Below are 16,552 nucleotides of genomic sequence, written 5' to 3' on the forward strand. Positions count from 1 at the left end.
TCGGCGTATGGACGTAAAAGAACCCCTTGTCCGCGAAAAACCTGTGCACGGCCTGGGCCAGCTTGGAGCGCATGCGGAACAGGGCGCTGAACTTGTTGGTCCGGGGCCGCAGGTGGGCGATGGTCCGCAGGAACTCGTCGGAGTGGCGCTTCTTCTGCAGGGGGTAGGTCTCCTGGTCGGCCTCGCCGATCACTTCCAGGCGCTTGCCGCGCACCTCCCACTGCTGCCCCTGGCCCGGGGACTCCACCAGCTCGCCGTACACGGCCACGGAAGCGCCCGTGCCGAGCCGCTCCAGGGCGGCCTCGATCTCCGGGGTGTGGTCAACGACCACCTGGATGGTGGCCAGGCACGAGCCGTCGTTCAAGGCCAGGAAGGAGAAGCCCTTGTTGTCGCGCTTGGAGCGCACCCAGCCCTTGATGCAGATGTCGGCAACCGGGGCCTGCGCGTTCAATGCGTCTTTTATCTTGGTTCGTTTCATATATTCGTCCTTTGGATGAATTTTTTTCTCGCTCTTAGCCGCTCGGCCGCATAATGGCAACAGGCAGGTTGTTATATCATCTATTGCCACCTGTTGACAGGTAGGCTATTAACTACGCCCGAACTGACAACGATATCTTTAGAAGAGGCCCTGATGGGATTTTTTAGCAGATTGAAAAAGGCCTGGGCAAGGCCCGAGGACGCGGCCCAGCAGGCCGTGGACGAATACAGGCGGGAAATGGGGCTGGACGGCTCCGAGCCGGACAAGGCCGAACCCGCACCCGAACCGGCGGCGCAGGCCGCACCCGCGCCCAAGAACGAGGCCGCGCCCGTGCCCACCGAGGACTGGCAGGCCGGGCTGACCCTGGCCCTGCGCCAGGCGGAACCCAAGCTCTCCCAATGGCTGAACATCATCGTCGAAGGCGTGGAGGAAAAGGGGCAGGACCTGTGGGAACGCCTCGCCTTCCTCTTCAAGGCCCTGGGCGCGCCCGACAACGAGGCCCGGAACTTCATCGACAAGTTCGAAGCCTGGCTCGACGACATGGGCTACCAGCGGGTGGCCGACTTCAAGTCGGAGCTCCAGTACCGGCTGGCCCTGGCCCTCGACCTCGAAGACGAAGAGGACGAGCGCGACCGGCTGTTCCTCAAGCTCTCCGAAGGCATTTCCAAGACCCGCGAGCAGATCACCAAGCGCATCGACGGGCTGCTCTCCTCCCACACCTCCCTGAACGACGACTTCTGGGAGGAGTTCGAGGAGATCCTGATCATGGCCGACGTCGGCATGGAGGCCGCGGCCCAGCTCATGGACAACCTCAAGGCCCGCGCCCGCAAGGCCGGGACCGACAACCCGGACGATTTCAAGGACATCCTGCGCGAGGAGCTGGAGGACATCTTCAAGGTTCCCAAGCGCATCGAGGCCGTGAACCCGCCCGAGGTGCTGATGATGGTCGGCGTCAACGGCGTGGGCAAGACCACGACCATCGCCAAGCTCGCCTACCGCGCACAGATGCAGGGTCGCAAGGTGCTCATCGCCGCGGGCGACACCTTCCGTGCAGCGGCCATCGACCAGCTGCGCGTGTGGGCCGACCGTCTCGGCGCGGGCTTCTTCGCCAAGGCCGAGGGTTCCGACCCGGCGGCCGTGGCCTTCGAAGCCATGGACAAGGCGATCAGCGAGGGGTACGACCTGCTTTTGCTGGACACCGCCGGACGGCTGCACACCAAGACGAACCTCATGGAGGAGTTGACCAAGATCCAGCGTGTGGTAGGCAAGAAGCACGAGGGTGCGCCCCACCGCAACGTCCTGGTCATCGACGCCACCACCGGACAGAACGCGCTGAGCCAGACCAAGCTCTTTCACCAGGCGGTGGGCGTGGACGAAATAATTCTGACCAAGCTGGACGGCACGGCCAAAGGCGGCGTAGTGGTCGCCGTGACCCTGCAGAACAAGCTCCCGATCACCTTCGTCGGTCTCGGGGAAAAAATGGAAGACCTACGCCCCTTTGACGGCAAGGACTTCGCCAAGGCATTGCTAACCTAAACCTTTTACCCAACGGTAGAACCAACGTGTCCGAAGAATTCAAAGAGCGAAATGGCGTGGAAGAAGGCGAAGAGTCCTTTGCCGAACTGTTCGAACAGTACAGCGACGGCGGCGGCGACGATCTCTCCGTCGGCGACAAGGTGACGGGCACCGTCATCCAGGTGGGCGAAAACGCTGTTTTCGTGGACACCGGCACCAAGCTCGACGGCGTTGTGGACCGCGAGGAGCTGCTCGACGAGGAAGGCAACTGCTCCGTCGCCGAGGGCGACACCGTGGAGCTCTACGTGGTTGGCAAGGACTCCGGCGGCATCAAGCTGTCCCGCGCCATCTCCGGCATCGGCGGCCTGGCCATGCTGGAAGAGGCCCAGCGCGGCTCCCTGCCCGTCGAGGGCAAGGTGGAGTCCACCTGCAAGGGCGGCTTCAACGTCATGATCCTCCAACGCCGCGCCTTCTGCCCGGTGAGCCAGATCGACGCCCGGTTCGTCGAGAACGCCGAGGAGTTCGTGGGCCAGACCCTGGAATTCCTGATCACCAAGCTGGAGAGCCACGGCCGCAACATCGTGGTTTCCCGCCGCGCCCTGCTGGAGCGCGAGGCTGCCGAGTCCGCCCAGAACTTCGTCAGCGAGACCAAGGTCGGCGACGAAGTGGAAGGCACCGTCACTCGGCTGGCCGCCTTCGGCGCGTTCGTGGAGATCATGCCCGGCCTGGAAGGGCTGGTGCACATCTCCCAGATCACCTACGGCCGTATCGGACACCCCGAAGAGGCCTTGTCCGTGGGCCAGAAGGTCCAGGCCAAGATCACCCGCATCGAGAACGACGACAAGGGCCGCCTCAAGATTTCCCTGTCCATGAAAGAGCTGGCCCAGAACCCCTGGGACACCTTGTCCGCCACCTTTGCCGTGGGTGATATCGTCACCGGCAAGGTCGTTCGGCTGGCCGATTTCGGCGCCTTCGTCGAAATCGCGCCCGGAGTGGACGGATTGGTCCACGTCTCCGAGATGAGCTACACCCAGCGCATCCACAAGCCGGCCGATTTCGTCAAGGAAGGCGCGCAGGTCACGGTCAAGATCAAGTCCATCGACCTGGACAAGCGGCGCATCGGCCTGTCCATGAAGGACGCCGAGGGCGACCCGTGGGCGGAGGTGGCCGAACGGTACACCCCCGGCCAGAAGGTCGAGGGCGTGGTCGAGAAGCAGGAGCAGTTCGGCATCTTCATCCAGCTTGAGCCGGGCATCACCGGCCTGCTGCCCAAGTCCGTGTACTCCCGCTCCGAGAAGGCCGGGAGCTACGAGAAACTCCGCTCCGGCGACACCGTCGAGGTGACCGTGGGCGAAGTCAAGGCCGGGGAGCGCAAGATATCCCTGACCACCGGCGAGGCCGGAGAGGACGGCGGAGACTGGAAGGAATACGCTCCCAAGAAGAAAGCCGCCGTGGACACCGGCTCCATGGGACTGCTCGGAGCCAAGCTCCAGGAAGCGTTCGACAAGAAGAAATAGAACGTCTTTTCAAGACGATACGGCCCGGCCTCCCCAAGGAGACCGGGCTTTTTTTTTATCCTTTTCACTTCTCCCCGGATTGGTATAGCATCGGATAGTTGTAATCGGATACACAATATGAACTACCGTCTATGCATTCTTTTCCTGCTGTTCCTGGCCTGCCCGGTCTCCGCCGCGGAGATCAACGTCGCCACGTCCACTTACTGCCCCCTCGTCTGCGACCGGGACAAGGCACCGAGGGACGGTATCATGCACGAGGTGCTGCGCAAGGCGTTCGAAGGTACGGAACACACCCTCGTATTCCATGAGATGCCCTACGTCCGCGCCGTGCGCGACACGCTGGACGGAGCGTACGACGTCATTACCTTTGTGGGGTCGGATTACCCGGACTTCATCTTCGTCCGGAACATGGACATGATCAACGTGGTCCAGTTCGCCACCCTGAGCACGAGCACCTGGAAGTATGACGGCCCCGATTCGCTGGAGGACATTCGATTCTCCATCCCCAACGGGTTCCGGACAGGCAACCCGGCCATCGACGACTATCTCCATGCCCACGACCGGGACAACACCCGCGTCCGGGTGGCCTCCTGCGACAACCCGACCATGGCCCAGCACCAGAATCTGGAGTGCCTGCTCGAGGGGCGCATCGACGCCATGCTCGTCGGCTCCCTGGCCTTTCACTCCATTGAACGAAATCTGCCCGAAGGCAGGGTCCGCGTGGACCCCACGCCCGTGTCCATGTTCTACAACCGGATCGGCTTTTCGCCCCGGCTGAAAAACGTCGAAGCGCTTCGCGACCTGGTCGAGAACAGGATACAGGAGCTGAGAGTTTCCGGCGAGTTGCAGGAAATATTCAGGTATTACGGAATCAATCCCTAAGATCAGAACAGCGGGATGCCCTCGGCCTGGAAGCCGGGCATTTCGATGCGCAGGTGCTGGAGCATCAGGCCGCGCCGGGACTCGCCGCCGCCATAGAGCGGATCGCCGAGGATCGGATGGCCGATGGAGGCGAGGTGCGCCCGAATCTGGTGCCGCGCGCCCTTCATGATCAGGCAACGGACCAGCGAGGTGTCCGCCGCATTGTCGTGGGACAGGGCCGTGATCCCGGTCCACCGCCGGTGGTCCGGGTCGGGTTCGCTGAGGACGCGGGTGGTCTTGCGGTCGTCGGTGTCCAGTCGGCTACGGATGGAGATGATGCCGTCCATCCTGCCCCGGACCCGGGCCAGGTAGAACTTGTTGATGACTCCCTCGTCCTCATAGGCCAGGTAGGCTTCGCGCGCCTCCGGCGTCAGGGCCACCAGTAGTAGGCCGGAAGTCAGGAAATCAAGCCGGTTGAGCAACACGGGAGAATCACCGGGGAACAGGTCGGGCAGGAAGCTCTCGACGCTCGGTTCGCTCCCTCCGGCGATGGCCGCCGAGTGGACTCCGCCGGGCTTGTTCAATGCCGCGAAGCCACCTTCGCGCTTCACAACCCTCAGCCCCAGACCGCCGGACGACGTCATCTGCAACACCTGCTTGATCTCCACCGTTTCTCCCGTTCGAACCCTGTAGCCGGGCTTCCTGGCCCGGCCGTCCACCAACACCCGCTTCTCGTCGCACAGCCGACGCCTGAGGCGCAACCCGGTTCCAGGCAGGAAAGCCTCCATGACCCGATCCAGCCGCTGGCCGTCACCGGACTCGTCGACGCTGAACGTCCCCTCGAAAAGCATGGACGGACCATACGCGCATCCCCCCGCTCCGGCAAGGGATTCCGGTTGCATCGGCAGTGATTTTCAAGCATCCTTGCCGGAAGTTTCAACCGGCCTCACGGCACAAAGGATCAGGACATGACCACGGAAGTTCGCTGGCTATCAGCACGAGACATAGACGGCCTGGGCATCACCATGGCCGAGATCATGGACGGCGTCGAAACCGGGTTCGCCGCCCTGGGGCGCGGCGAGGCCGAGATGCCCGCCAAGATCGGCGTCCACCCCCGCAAGGACTGCTTCACCCACGCCATGCCCTGCCACCTGGGCGGTTCCATCGACCGAGCCGGGGTCAAGTGCGTGTCCGCCTACCCGACCAATCCGGCCAAGGGGCTTCCCTACATCTCCGGGATCATCCTGGTCACCGACCCGGACACCGGGCTGCCCCGCGCGGTCATGGACGCGGCCCGGGTCACGGCCTGGCGCACGGGCGCGGCCTCGGGCGTGTATGCCCGCCACTTCGGCAACCCCAAGACCCGCAGCGTGGCCGTGATCGGCACCGGCGTGCAGGGGAGAGTCAACCTCCTGGCCATGAAGGCGGTCTTCCCCGAACTTGAGGACGTCCGCTGCTGCAACCCGCGCGCGGCCTCGGCCCAGCGGTTCGCGGAAGAGATGCAGCCCCAGGTGCCGGACGCCGTCTTCAGCGTCCACACCGAGCTTCGAACCGCAGTGAACGGCGTGGACGTGGTCGTCACCTGCACCCCCATCACTCAGTCCCCGGTCCGCCCCCTGACCCGCTCCATGCTCAAGGAGGACTGCCTGGTCATCGCCGTGGACTACGACGCCTTCGTCCACCCCGACGTGTTCGCGGGCGCGCACTTCACCTGCGACAACCGCGCCCAGTACCTCTGGACCCGCGAGCAGGGCATGTATTTTCAGCACGGCTACCCCGGACCTGACGACGTCGATGCCGACATGGGCGAGGTCTGCGCGGGCATGACGACGACCGTGCGCGAGGGACGCCGGGGCGCGGTGCTCATGGGCGTCGCCAGCCACGACATCATGACCGCGTCCCTGGTTTATGAACGCGCCGCCAAGGCGGGGGTCGGCACCCTGGTGGAGCTGTAGCCATGACCGGATTCCTCTATGTCCTGACCGCGGCCTTCATGTGGGGCCTCATCGGGGTCTTCACCAAATTCGTCCTGTCCCAGGGCGTCGGCGCGCTGGAGATCGCCTTCTGGCGGGCCATGTTCGGCTGGGTGTTCTTCTTCACCCATGCCCTGCTGGCCGGGCAGGCCCGCGCCCACCGGAGCGACCTGCCCGCCCTGTTCGGCTTCGGCTTCATCTGCGTGACCCTGTTCTACGGGGCCTACCAGGTGGCCATTCGCGACGTGGGCATGGCCCTGGCCGCCGTGCTGCTCTACACCGCCCCGGCCTGGGTCGCCCTGCTCTCCCGGCTGGTGCTCAAGGAGCGGATGACCATGGTCAAGGCGTTGTGCGTGGGCATGACCATCCTTGGCGTGGCCTGCATCAGCCTAGGACCCAAGCTCATGAGCGGCACGGCCATCGAGCTGAACGCCGTCGGCCTGGGCGCGGGGTTGCTCTCCGGGTTCACCTACGCCCTGTACTACATCTTCGGGAAGAAATTCCTGTACCGCTACCCAACGCCGACCATCTTCGTCTACGCCCTGCCCTTCGGCGCCCTGCTCCTGCTGCCGTTCATCGACTTCACGCCCAAGAGCGCGGAGACCTGGCTGATGCTCGCGGGCATGGCCCTGGTCACTTCCTACGGCGCGTTCTCCTTCTATTATGCGGGGCTGAAGCGCATGGACGCGACCTTCGCTTCCATCGTCGCCACCTTCGAACCGGTGGTGGCCGCCGTGACCGCCTTCCTGCTCTTCGGCGAAAAGTTCTCCATGCTCGGCTACGCCGGCTCCACCCTGATCATCGGGGCCGTGCTCATGGTGGTCATGGTCAGGCCCGGCGCGGAAAAGGCCGTGGAAAGCGAGGCCTAGAGGGATGTCGGAACTCAGGCAGGTCAAGGCGTCCGCCGGGTCGGGCAAGACCTATCAATTGACCCGGAGGTTCCTCGCCCTGCTGGACGCCTCCACCGAGCCGGACCGCCCGTTCGTCTGCACCAACCGGCCGGGCCGGGGGTTCGCCTGGCCCGAGATCATGGCCGTGACCTTCACCAACAAGGCCGCCGCCGAGATGAAGGAGCGCGTGGTCCTGGGGCTGAAGGTCAGCGCCCTGGGCGGGGAAGGCGACCATCCCTGCTCCCCGGAAACGGCCCGGCATACCCTGTCCCAGGTCCTGCGCCGCTATCACCGGCTGAACATCCGGACCATCGACTCCCTGCTGGTCCTGCTCCTGCGCCTCTTCGCCCTGGAGTTCGGGGTCCGCCCGGACTTCGAGATCGTCTTTGACGAGGGGGAGCTGTTCGACGCGGTCTTCGACCACTTCCAGGAAACCTGCGAGACCGACGAGGGGGAGAACGCGCTGCTGGAAAAGGCGGTGCGCACCCTGGTCAGGAACGAGGGGAGATCGGGGTTCTGGGTCCAGGACACCATCCGCAACAGGCTGCGCGAACTGGCGAAATGCCTGGAGGCCCGGTCCGGGGCATTGCTCACGGACCAGGAGGCCATCCGCGACCTGCTGGCCGGTGAGCACGCGAACCTGATGCGCGCCGTGGACCGCATGCGCACCTTCCTCGACGAGACCGGCCTGCCGGTGAACGCGAATTTTCCCAAGCTGCTGGCCAAGTTCGAGACCCTCTCCCTGTTCGACGAGCCGGAGACCAAATCCGCCTATCTCTCCAAGGAGACCCTGTATGAATTCGTGAACAAGGCAGGCAAGCCCCTGGTGGACGACCTGGCCGAGGGCGTCTATGCCCGGTTCAAGGAGGCGTGCGGGGAATACGCCCGCGCCCACGCCATCCTGGCCGGGGCCTTTTTCCTGGCCCCGGCGGTGGAGATCGCCCGGCGGCTGGAGGACGGGCTGGAGGAGCTGCAACGGGAGCGCGGCACGGTCCTCAACGCCGGGGTGGCCGCGCACGTCATGGACCTGCTGATCGACGGCGGCGCGGTTTCCGAGGCATACTGCCGCCTCGGCTGCCGATTGCACCACCTGCTGGTGGACGAATTTCAGGACACCAACCGCGATCAGTGGCGGGCCATCACCCCCCTGGCCGGGGAATGTCTGGCCAAGGGCGGCAGCCTCTACTACGTGGGCGACGTCAAGCAGGCCATCTACGGCTGGCGCGGCGGCGATTCCGCCCTGTTCGACGAGGTCATGGACCAGCCCGAGCTGGCCGGACTGGTCGAGCGCCCCGAGACCGAGGACCTGCCCGACAACTGGCGGAGCCACCGCAACGTGGTGGAATTCAACAATCGGTTCTTCTCCAACCTGGAGGACCCGGACCAGACGGACGACCTGGCCGAGCGGCTTTTCCCCGAAGCCCCGCCGCAATTCCGGGAGCAATTCGTTTCCCAGCTCCGGCGGGGGTTCGCGGACTGCGGCCAGTCCCTGCCCGAAAAAAGCCGGAAGACCAGGGGATACGTGCGCATGGAGCGGCTCCCCGGCGGCGAATCAAGCGACATCGTGGAGCAGACCCTGGAGCGGCTGGCCGCGCTCATGGACGACCTCACCGCCCGGCGCAACTTCCGGGACATCGGCATTCTGGTCCGTTCCCACACCCACGCCTCCCTGGTCTGCGACCTGCTGGTGTCGAAGAACATCCCGGTGATCACCGAAAACTCGCTGCAACTCAACCGCCATCCCGTGATCCGGCAGCTGGTCGGCCTGCTCTCCTTCCTGGACTTTCCCCGCGACGACGGGGCGTTCCTGACCTTCGCGGGCGGGGCGGAGCTGTTCCTGGCCGAGTCCGGCCTGGACGAAAGCGAACTGCTCGACTGGCTCATCAAACCCCGCAACCGCCCCCTGGGCGTCCAGTTCCGGGAGGACTACCCGGAGCTGTGGCGGCGGTATGTCGAGCCGTTCTACAACCAGTCCGGGCTGATGACACCCTACGACCTGGCCATGGAGGCCGTGCGCGCCTTCCGCGTACTGGAGCGCCACCCGGAGAGCGAACTGTATGTCCGCCGGTTCCTGGAGGTGGTCCACCTGGCCGAGGAAAACGGGTACGGCTCCCTGTCCGCCTTCCTCGACTACTGGGAGGAGAAGTCCGACCGGGAAAAGGTCCCCCTGCCGGAAAACATCGACGCCGTGCGGATCATGACCATCCACAAGGCCAAGGGGCTGGAATTCCCGGTGGCCATCGTCCCGTTCCACCACTGGTCCGCCGGACCCGACGCCGATTTCACGGTCCAGGAGTTCAAGGGGAGCCTCCTGCTCGCGCCCATGAGCCCCCGGCTTGGCGCGCCGTACCTGGAAAGCCTGGGACGGGAGGTGCGGGAACGGCTCAACCTGCTCTACGTGGCCTGGACCCGCGCCCGCGAGGAGCTGTACGGCTTTTTCGTGGAACAGGCCCGCCGCGTGCCCAACCCGGTGGCCCTGAAGGCCATGGACCTCTTCCTCGAACTGGACGACGACGGCGTGTTCGAGCTGGGCGACACTCCGGCGGAGACCCGTCCCTCCCTCCGGGAGGAGCGGCCCAAGCCGCAGGAGCTGCCCGCGGACAACACGGATATCGACCTCATGGGCTGGCTGCCTCGGCTGCGCGTCTACCGCCACAACCTGGACGACTCTTTCTACAACGAGCGCATGCGCGGCGAAGTGGCCCACCGGGTCATGGAGCTCCTGCGCGGCACCGACGACCCTCAGGCCGACATCGACCGGGCCGTGACCCTGGCCCGGCGCGACTTCCCCGAGCTGGGCGGCCTGAGCGACGAGCTGCTCAACGGGCTGGACCGGGAACTGCGCGCCATGGCCGGGTGGGCGCTCGCCGACCACCGGCTGCGCGGCTGGATCGCCACCGGCGTGCGTGAGCCGGAAGTGCTGGATGCCAAAGGCGAATTCAAGCGGTTCGACCTGCTGTGCAGCGGCGAGGAGACCATGGTCGTGGACTTCAAGACCGGGCGTCCCGACCCGCACAACGACATCCAGGTGCGCGGCTACATGGACATCCTCGACGCCATGGGCGAGAAAGAGGTGCGCGGCTTCCTGGTCTACCTGGACCTGCGCGAGATCCGCGAAGTCGGGAGGAATGCCTAGATGATCCCCCTGACCCTGATCCCCTGGCAGAACGATTTCATGGCCGCATTGGCCGACATGGTCGCGGCTACGGAGAACCCCGCCGAAATGGTGGTCCTGTTCCCGCACAACCGCCCGCGCCGCCACCTCAAGGGGCTGCTCGCGACCCACCCGGACATGCCGCGTCCCGCGTTCATGCCGCGCATGACCTCCATCGCCGATTTCATGGCCGACCTGCACCGGACCCTCGCCGAGGTGGTGCCGGTCAGGGCCAACCAGCTCGACCTCATCGAAGAGCTGCACACCATCGTCCGCGAGCTGCGCTCGGACCGGGGCAGCCTGCTGTCTCGGCTTCCCGACCTGGAGCGCGAACCCTTCCTGCCGTGGGGGGCGCTGCTGGCCGGGTTGATGGACGATCTCCTGCGCCAGGACCTGGAGCCCCAGGACCTGGCGTACATGGAGGGCGAGGTCCCGCCCTACGCCGCCGCGCTCCTTGAGCAGCTGCGCGCCATCCACGGCGCGTACGTCTCCCGCCTGGAAGCCAGGGGATGGACCACGCCGGGGCTGACCGCCCGGTTCGTGCTCGGCCGCCTGGACGAGGTGGCCGGAGCTTTGGAGGGAAAGACCGTGCTGGCCGCCGGTTTCTACGCCCTGAGCGGGGCCGAGGACCGGTTGTTCAGATTTCTGTGGGAACGCGGGACCCTCGTGCCGGTCATCCATTCGGACCCGGCCCTGGCCGACAACGACACCCCGCATTGGGCCACGGCCGAGCACTCCGCCTGGATGCGCCGCTGGCGGGTCCGGGCCGAGCTGCCCGCAGGCGTGACGCCCGAACCGCGCGCCCCGGCCATCCGGTTCTGCGAGGGATACGACCGCCATTCCCAACTGGCAGGGCTGGGCCACGACATGCGCGGCTGCGACTCCCTGGACGGGACCGCCGTGGTCCTGCCGGACGAGGGCGCGCTCCTGCCCGTCCTGCACCTGCTTCCCAAGGTGGACCCGAAGTTGGAGCCGAATATTTCCATGGGCTATCCCCTGGCGCGGACCTCCCTGGCCCGGCTGGTGGAGACCCTGCTCGAGCTTCAGGAGAATCGGAACGCGGGCGGCGCGTATCACCGCAAGGACATGATCGCGCTCATCCGCCATCCCTACCTGCGCCTGCTCGGACCGGAGACCAAGCCGCTGCGCGCGGTGTTCCACCAGTGGGAGGCGATCATCCGCCATGGAGAGCGGTTCATCGATCCCCTGGCCCACGAGCCGGACTGGGACGACCCGGCCCTGGCCGACGTGGACCCGGCAACGGCCCTGCCCCTGCTGCGCGAAGTCCTCGATTGCTGCCTGACCCGGTTCGAGACCGTGGGTTCACTGACCGACCTGGGCGACCGGCTGAGCGGACTGGCCGAGCTGCTCCACGCCCGCGGAGAACGGCTCTGGCACACCTATCTCCTGGATGCGGAGTGCCTGTTCCGGCTGACCAACTCCGTCATCCCCCAGCTCAAGGGCGCGGAGATCAGCCCCGAGCCCCTGGAACGCCCGGTGCGTCACGCCATCCTGCGGCGGCTGCTCCAGAGCGAGCGCGTCTCCTTCGAGCCGGACCCCCTGTCCGGGCTCCAGGTGCTCGGCGTGCTCGAAACCCGGCTCCTGCATTTCCGGCGGCTCTTCGTGCTCGACGCGGTGGAGGACAGGCTGCCCGGCGCGAATCCGCCCGACCCGCTCCTGCCCGATCCCCTGCGCAGGCTCCTCGCCCTGCCCGACTCCCGCGAGCGGGACAACGTGTCCGGGTACAACTTCTATCGGCTGCTCATGGGCGCGGACGAGGCCGTGATCTACTACCAGTCCGGCATCCAGCCCGGCGAGTTCGACCCCAAGGCCGTGCGCAGCCGGTTCGTGGAGCAGCTCCTGTGGGAGCGCGAGCGGGCGCAGGGCAGGCTTCTCGACGCGAAGGACGGCGTCCTCCGGTTCGTGACCTTCCCGACAAGCTCCCTGCCCTCCGGTCCCCCGTCCATCCCGGTCACGGACCGAATCCACGACGCCCTCATGGAACGGCTCACGAAAAAAGGGCTCTCGCCCTCGGGCCTGGACCTGTACATGAACTGCCCCAAGCGGTTCTTCTACCAGTATCTCAGCGGATTGCGCCTGGTCGAAACCATGGACGAGGAAGGCGACCGCAGCGAGTTCGGCTCTCTGGTCCACGATGTGCTGCGGGACTTCCTGGCCCCCCGCATCGGCGTCGGCCAGGACCTGGGCGCCCTCGACCCGGCCCCCCTGCTCGCCTCCTTCAGCGAACGGTTCCGGGCCAGCGACCTCCACGCGTCCCTGCCCCTGGACGCCCGCATGGGCCTCATGGAGGCCGGGCGGTACCGGCTGGAACGGTTCGTGGCCGCGCAAAAGCCCGCCACCCTGCTCGGACTGGAACAGGAGCTCAAGGCCGTCCTGACCCTGGACGGCCTGGACATCCCCCTGCGCGGACGCATAGACCGGGTGGAGCGGCGGGAGGAAGGCGTCATCATCCTGGACTACAAGACCGGAGGCGCGGTCCTGCCCATGGCGAAATTCTGGAGCGATCTCCTGCTCCACGAGCGCATGGCCGAGTTCGGCCCCGACGTCGCCGATCCCGACCTGCTGACCGACCTGGCCCGTGCCGTGCGTTCGGTCCAGCTCCCGGCCTACCTGCACCTGTATGCCGAAGATCAGAAGGAAGCCCCGGTGGATGCGGGGCTGGTCATGCTCAAGGACGACGGGCGGGAGAACCTCCTGCTGCCCGCCAAATGGTCCGAAGAGGACCGGGAGGAGGCGGTGGAGGTCCTGTCGCCGCTGCTGGTCCGGACCCTGGTCCGGCACATGATGCAGGCGTCCCGGTTCGACCCGCAGCCCGGCGACCGCTGCAAGTGGTGCGATTTCACCAAACCGTGCGGGGTCACCCCGCCCAAGGACAAATAGGTTACTTCCCATGCAATACAGCCAAGGCAGCTTCGGCAGGGTCTTCACCCTGCGCCTGGAAGACGACGAGAAGATCCCGGACTGCATCGAACGGTTCGCCGCCGAGCACGACATCAAGTCCGCCCTGTGCACCATGATCGGCGGCGCGGACCGGGGCAACGTGGTGGCCGGGCCAAGGGACGGCGAGTCCCCGGTCATCGACCCCATCCTCTGCCCGGTGGAGGCGCCCCACGAGGTGGTCGCCCTGGGCACGCTCTTCCCGGACGAGTCCGGAACCCCGACCCTGCACATGCACGCCGCGCTGGGCCGCGACGGCAGGACGCGCACCGGCTGCATCCGCCCGGGCCTTGACGTCTGGCTGGTGGGCGAGGTGATCATCGCCGAGATCATCGGCACGGACATGCTCCGGAAAAAGGAAGCCAAGAGCGGGCTGGCCCTGCTCTGCAAGGGATAGCTCATGTTCGCGGCGCACACCGTCATCTGCGGAGCGGGCATCCTGGGCCTGACCATCGCGCGCGAGCTGGTCCGGTCCGGGTGCGAGGACATCATCATCTTCGACAAGGAGCCGGAGCCGGGCCGCCACGCCTCGGGCCGCAACAGCGGCGTGCTCCACGCGGGCATCTATTACGATCCCGGCACCCTCAAGGCCAAGATGTGCCTGGAGGGCAACCGGCGCATGCAGGCGTACTGCGAGGAGCGCGGCCTGCCCCTGTTCCGGTCCGGCAAGGTCATCGTGGCCCGCACCGAGGACGAACTGGACACCCTGGACGAACTGGAGCGCCGCGCCAAGGCCAACGGGGCGTTGGTGGAGATGGTGGACGAGCGCGCACTGGCCGAGATCGAGCCCAACGCCAAGACCGTGAACCGCGCCCTGCATTCCCCGCTGACGTCGGTGGTCGACCCCAAACGGATCCTCAAGGCCATGCGCGAGGAGCTGGAGACCAGCGGCAAGGTCCGGTTCTTCTTCGAGACCACGTTCCTCGGCCCGGGCCGCGACAAGGTCCGCACCAGCCAGGGCGACATCGGGTACACCCTGTTCGTGAACGCGGCCGGGGCCTACAGCGACAAGGTGGCCCAGACCTTCGGCATCGCGAAGAACTACCGGCTGTTGCCGTTCAAGGGCATCTACAAGGTGCTGAAAAAGCCCGCCGCCGACAAGATCAGAGGGTCCATCTACCCGGTGCCGGACATCCGCAACCCGTTCCTCGGCGTGCATTTCACCCGCAGCGTGCACGGCGAGGTCTACGTCGGTCCCACGGCCATACCGGCCTTCGGGCGCGAAAACTACGGCCTCCTCAAGGGGCTGGACCGCGAATTTCCGTCCATCCTCCTGCGCGATGCGCTCATGTTCCTGGAAAACGAAAAATTCCGCACCGTGGCCCTGTCCGAGCCGCGCAAATACTTTTTCAAACATTTCTTCGAGGACGCGGCGAAGCTGGTCCGGCACCTCGCGCCGAAGGACGTGCTCCCCTCCTCAAAGGCCGGCATCCGGCCCCAGCTGGTGAATATCGAGACCGGCGAGCTGGTCATGGACTTCGTGGTCGAGCGCGAAGGAAACACCGTGCACGTGCTCAACTCAATTTCTCCCGCCTTCACCAGCTCTATGTATTTTTCGGAATTAGTGGTAAAAGAATACCTAATGAAGGCGTAACGACTTCAAACAACCGTTTGCTTGACTTGAACTTGGATTCCGAGCAATGGACTCCTAGCATCTGTAATATACGAGGTACCCAAATGAAACTTCCCAGCCTGAATTTCGGCGACCTGACGGCCCGCCTGCCCATCATCCAGGGCGGCATGGGCGTCGGCATATCTCTTTCCGGCCTGGCCAGTGCCGTTGCCAACGAAGGCGGCGTCGGGGTCATCGCCACGTCCATGATCGGCATGCGCGACCCGCAGCGCGCCCGCGACCCCGAAGGGGCGGACCGCCGCGGACTGATCGAGGAAATCCGCAAGGCGCGCGCCAAGATGACCGACGGCCTGCTCGGCGTGAACATCATGTGCGCCCTGACCAACTACGGCGACATGGTCCGCACCTCCATCCGCGAGAAGGTGGACCTGATCATCTCCGGGGCCGGACTGCCCCTGGACCTCCCCGGTTATCTCCGCGAGATGTCCGACGAGATGAAGGAGGAGGTGCGCACCAAGCTCGTGCCCATCGTCTCCTCCGGCCGCGCGGCCTCCATCCTGTGCCGCAAGTGGGCGGGCAAATTCGGCTACCTGCCCGACGGTTTCGTGGTCGAAGGCCCCAAGGCGGGCGGCCACCTCGGCTTCAAGGCCGAGCAGATCGAAGATCCCGAGTATCAGCTCGAAAAAATCCTCGCCGAAGTGGTCGAGGCCGTGGCTCCCTACCGCGAGAAGCACGAAAAGCCGATCCCGGTCATCGCCGCGGGCGGCGTCTACACCGGCGAGGACATCGCCCGGTTCCTGGAGATGGGCGCTTCCGGCGTCCAGATGGGCACCCGGTTCGTGGCCACCAAGGAATGCGACGCGGATGAGGCCTTCAAGCAGGCCTACGTCAATGCCCGCCAGGAAGATGTGACCATCATCAAGTCCCCGGTCGGCATGCCCGGCCGCGCCCTCAAGAACACCTTCCTCGACGCGGTCACCGCCGGTCTCAAGCACCCCAAGAAGTGCGTCCACAAGTGCCTGCACTCCTGCGCCGAGGACAAGTCGCCCTACTGCATCGCCCAGGCCCTGGTCAACGCCTACAAGGGCAAGCTCAAGAACGGCTTCGCCTTCTGCGGTGCCAACGCCTACCTGGTGGACAAGATCATCACCGTCAAGGAACTGATGGCCACCCTCAGCGAAGAGGCCGAGCGCAAATACCAGGAAGTCGGCCAGAAGCTCCAGGAAACCAAGGAAGAAGCCGAACGGCGCATCAAGGAAGTCCTGAACAAATAGGCTGACGCACCACCGTGAACACAAAAGGGGCCGTCCAATTGACACGCCCTCAGCCGAGAGGCCAGGCCTACTCAGGCGCAGCGCCGAAGCAGGCCGCGACAAAGCCGCGGGACTACAAAGGCTAGGCCACTGCACAGCCAGCGCAGAACACAAAAGGGGCCGTCCAATTGGACGGCCCCTTTTTTTCTTCCGGAATGCCTCCGGCAGCCAGAGGGAAACTTTTGGACTCCCTTTCCAGGCTTTTTGGGTGCCTACGGCAGGTCCGTGCGGGCGTGCGGGAGCGTGGTTCCCTAAGCCAAGAAGCAAAAAAGCGGTGCCCGCATCATCCGCGAAGCGGCGACAAAAAGTTGAGGAAGGGA

Annotated in this window: 12 protein-coding genes (1 of these 12 cut by a window edge); 10 read left to right on the plus strand and 2 right to left on the minus strand. The window is 65.6% G+C overall.

Annotated features, from left to right (window positions below; translation table 11 throughout):
* Positions 1 to 478, minus strand: partial view of an asparagine--tRNA ligase gene (gene asnS / locus AWY79_RS13230; RefSeq protein ID WP_066804808.1) — the 5' end (the start) only. It extends 890 nt beyond the left edge of the window; 478 of the gene's 1,368 nt are visible here — the first part of the coding sequence; its start codon is at positions 476 to 478; the stop codon falls past the left edge of the window.
* Positions 479 to 631: 153 nt separating this feature from the next.
* Between asnS and ftsY the strand changes: the two genes are divergently transcribed.
* From ftsY to AWY79_RS13245, 3 genes are all read left to right on the plus strand, one after another.
* Positions 632 to 2,014, plus strand: a complete 1,383-nt coding sequence (gene ftsY / locus AWY79_RS13235) for a signal recognition particle-docking protein FtsY (RefSeq protein WP_066804811.1) — start codon at positions 632 to 634, stop codon at positions 2,012 to 2,014.
* A gap of 56 nt (positions 2,015 to 2,070) precedes the next feature.
* Complete coding sequence (locus AWY79_RS13240) at positions 2,071 to 3,510, plus strand: 30S ribosomal protein S1 (protein WP_233490925.1); 1,440 nt, start codon at positions 2,071 to 2,073, stop codon at positions 3,508 to 3,510.
* A 117-nt stretch (positions 3,511 to 3,627) separates the two neighbouring features.
* Positions 3,628 to 4,392 (plus strand): substrate-binding periplasmic protein, encoded by a 765-nt coding sequence (locus tag AWY79_RS13245; RefSeq protein WP_066804815.1) that lies wholly within the window; start codon positions 3,628 to 3,630, stop codon positions 4,390 to 4,392.
* Positions 4,393 to 4,394: 2 nt separating this feature from the next.
* On the opposite strand, the gene AWY79_RS13250 is transcribed toward AWY79_RS13245, so the two are convergent.
* On the minus strand, positions 4,395 to 5,222 hold the full coding sequence (locus tag AWY79_RS13250) for a pseudouridine synthase (protein WP_066804817.1): 828 nt from the start codon (positions 5,220 to 5,222) through the stop codon (positions 4,395 to 4,397).
* A gap of 117 nt (positions 5,223 to 5,339) precedes the next feature.
* Between AWY79_RS13250 and AWY79_RS13255 the strand changes: the two genes are divergently transcribed.
* From AWY79_RS13255 to AWY79_RS13285, 7 genes are all read left to right on the plus strand, one after another.
* A complete protein-coding gene (locus tag AWY79_RS13255; protein ID WP_066804828.1) occupies positions 5,340 to 6,326 on the plus strand; it encodes an ornithine cyclodeaminase family protein in 987 nt (328 codons plus the stop codon).
* Positions 6,327 to 6,328: 2 nt separating this feature from the next.
* Complete coding sequence (locus AWY79_RS13260) at positions 6,329 to 7,213, plus strand: DMT family transporter (protein WP_066804830.1); 885 nt, start codon at positions 6,329 to 6,331, stop codon at positions 7,211 to 7,213.
* Between the two features lie 4 nt (positions 7,214 to 7,217).
* Positions 7,218 to 10,370 carry a UvrD-helicase domain-containing protein gene (locus tag AWY79_RS13265; protein WP_066804832.1) on the plus strand — a complete coding sequence of 1,051 codons (3,153 nt, stop codon included), beginning with the start codon at positions 7,218 to 7,220 and terminating at the stop codon, positions 10,368 to 10,370.
* The gene (locus AWY79_RS13270) at positions 10,371 to 13,289 is read left to right on the plus strand and encodes a PD-(D/E)XK nuclease family protein (protein ID WP_066804834.1); all 2,919 of its coding nucleotides are present in this window, start codon (positions 10,371 to 10,373) and stop codon (positions 13,287 to 13,289) included. It begins immediately after the preceding gene.
* Between the two features lie 10 nt (positions 13,290 to 13,299).
* The gene (locus AWY79_RS13275; RefSeq protein ID WP_066804836.1) at positions 13,300 to 13,743 is read left to right on the plus strand and encodes a PPC domain-containing DNA-binding protein; all 444 of its coding nucleotides are present in this window, start codon (positions 13,300 to 13,302) and stop codon (positions 13,741 to 13,743) included.
* 3 nt (positions 13,744 to 13,746) lie between these two features.
* On the plus strand, positions 13,747 to 14,940 hold the full coding sequence (lhgO, locus tag AWY79_RS13280) for an L-2-hydroxyglutarate oxidase (RefSeq protein ID WP_066804839.1): 1,194 nt from the start codon (positions 13,747 to 13,749) through the stop codon (positions 14,938 to 14,940).
* Between the two features lie 83 nt (positions 14,941 to 15,023).
* A complete protein-coding gene (locus AWY79_RS13285) occupies positions 15,024 to 16,193 on the plus strand; it encodes an NAD(P)H-dependent flavin oxidoreductase (protein ID WP_066804842.1) in 1,170 nt (389 codons plus the stop codon).
* The last annotated feature ends 359 nt before the right edge of the window (positions 16,194 to 16,552 follow it).

Origin of the sequence: Pseudodesulfovibrio indicus, assembly GCF_001563225.1 — a bacterium.
Taxonomy (GTDB): Bacteria; Desulfobacterota; Desulfovibrionia; order Desulfovibrionales; family Desulfovibrionaceae; genus Pseudodesulfovibrio; species Pseudodesulfovibrio indicus.

What these genes read in the sequence shown, in the direction of transcription:
- AWY79_RS13270 (WP_066804834.1), top strand. Translation starts at nt 10,371, where the DNA reads ATGATCCCCCTGACCCTGATCCCCTGGCAGAACGATTTCATGGCCGCA.
- AWY79_RS13285 (WP_066804842.1), top strand. Translation starts at nt 15,024, where the DNA reads ATGAAACTTCCCAGCCTGAATTTCGGCGACCTGACGGCCCGCCTGCCC.
- AWY79_RS13245 (WP_066804815.1), top strand. Translation starts at nt 3,628, where the DNA reads ATGAACTACCGTCTATGCATTCTTTTCCTGCTGTTCCTGGCCTGCCCG.
- ftsY (WP_066804811.1), top strand. Translation starts at nt 632, where the DNA reads ATGGGATTTTTTAGCAGATTGAAAAAGGCCTGGGCAAGGCCCGAGGAC.
- AWY79_RS13255 (WP_066804828.1), top strand. Translation starts at nt 5,340, where the DNA reads ATGACCACGGAAGTTCGCTGGCTATCAGCACGAGACATAGACGGCCTG.
- lhgO (WP_066804839.1), top strand. Translation starts at nt 13,747, where the DNA reads ATGTTCGCGGCGCACACCGTCATCTGCGGAGCGGGCATCCTGGGCCTG.
- AWY79_RS13275 (WP_066804836.1), top strand. Translation starts at nt 13,300, where the DNA reads ATGCAATACAGCCAAGGCAGCTTCGGCAGGGTCTTCACCCTGCGCCTG.
- AWY79_RS13260 (WP_066804830.1), top strand. Translation starts at nt 6,329, where the DNA reads ATGACCGGATTCCTCTATGTCCTGACCGCGGCCTTCATGTGGGGCCTC.
- AWY79_RS13265 (WP_066804832.1), top strand. Translation starts at nt 7,218, where the DNA reads ATGTCGGAACTCAGGCAGGTCAAGGCGTCCGCCGGGTCGGGCAAGACC.
- AWY79_RS13250 (WP_066804817.1), bottom strand. Translation starts at nt 5,222, where the DNA reads ATGCTTTTCGAGGGGACGTTCAGCGTCGACGAGTCCGGTGACGGCCAG.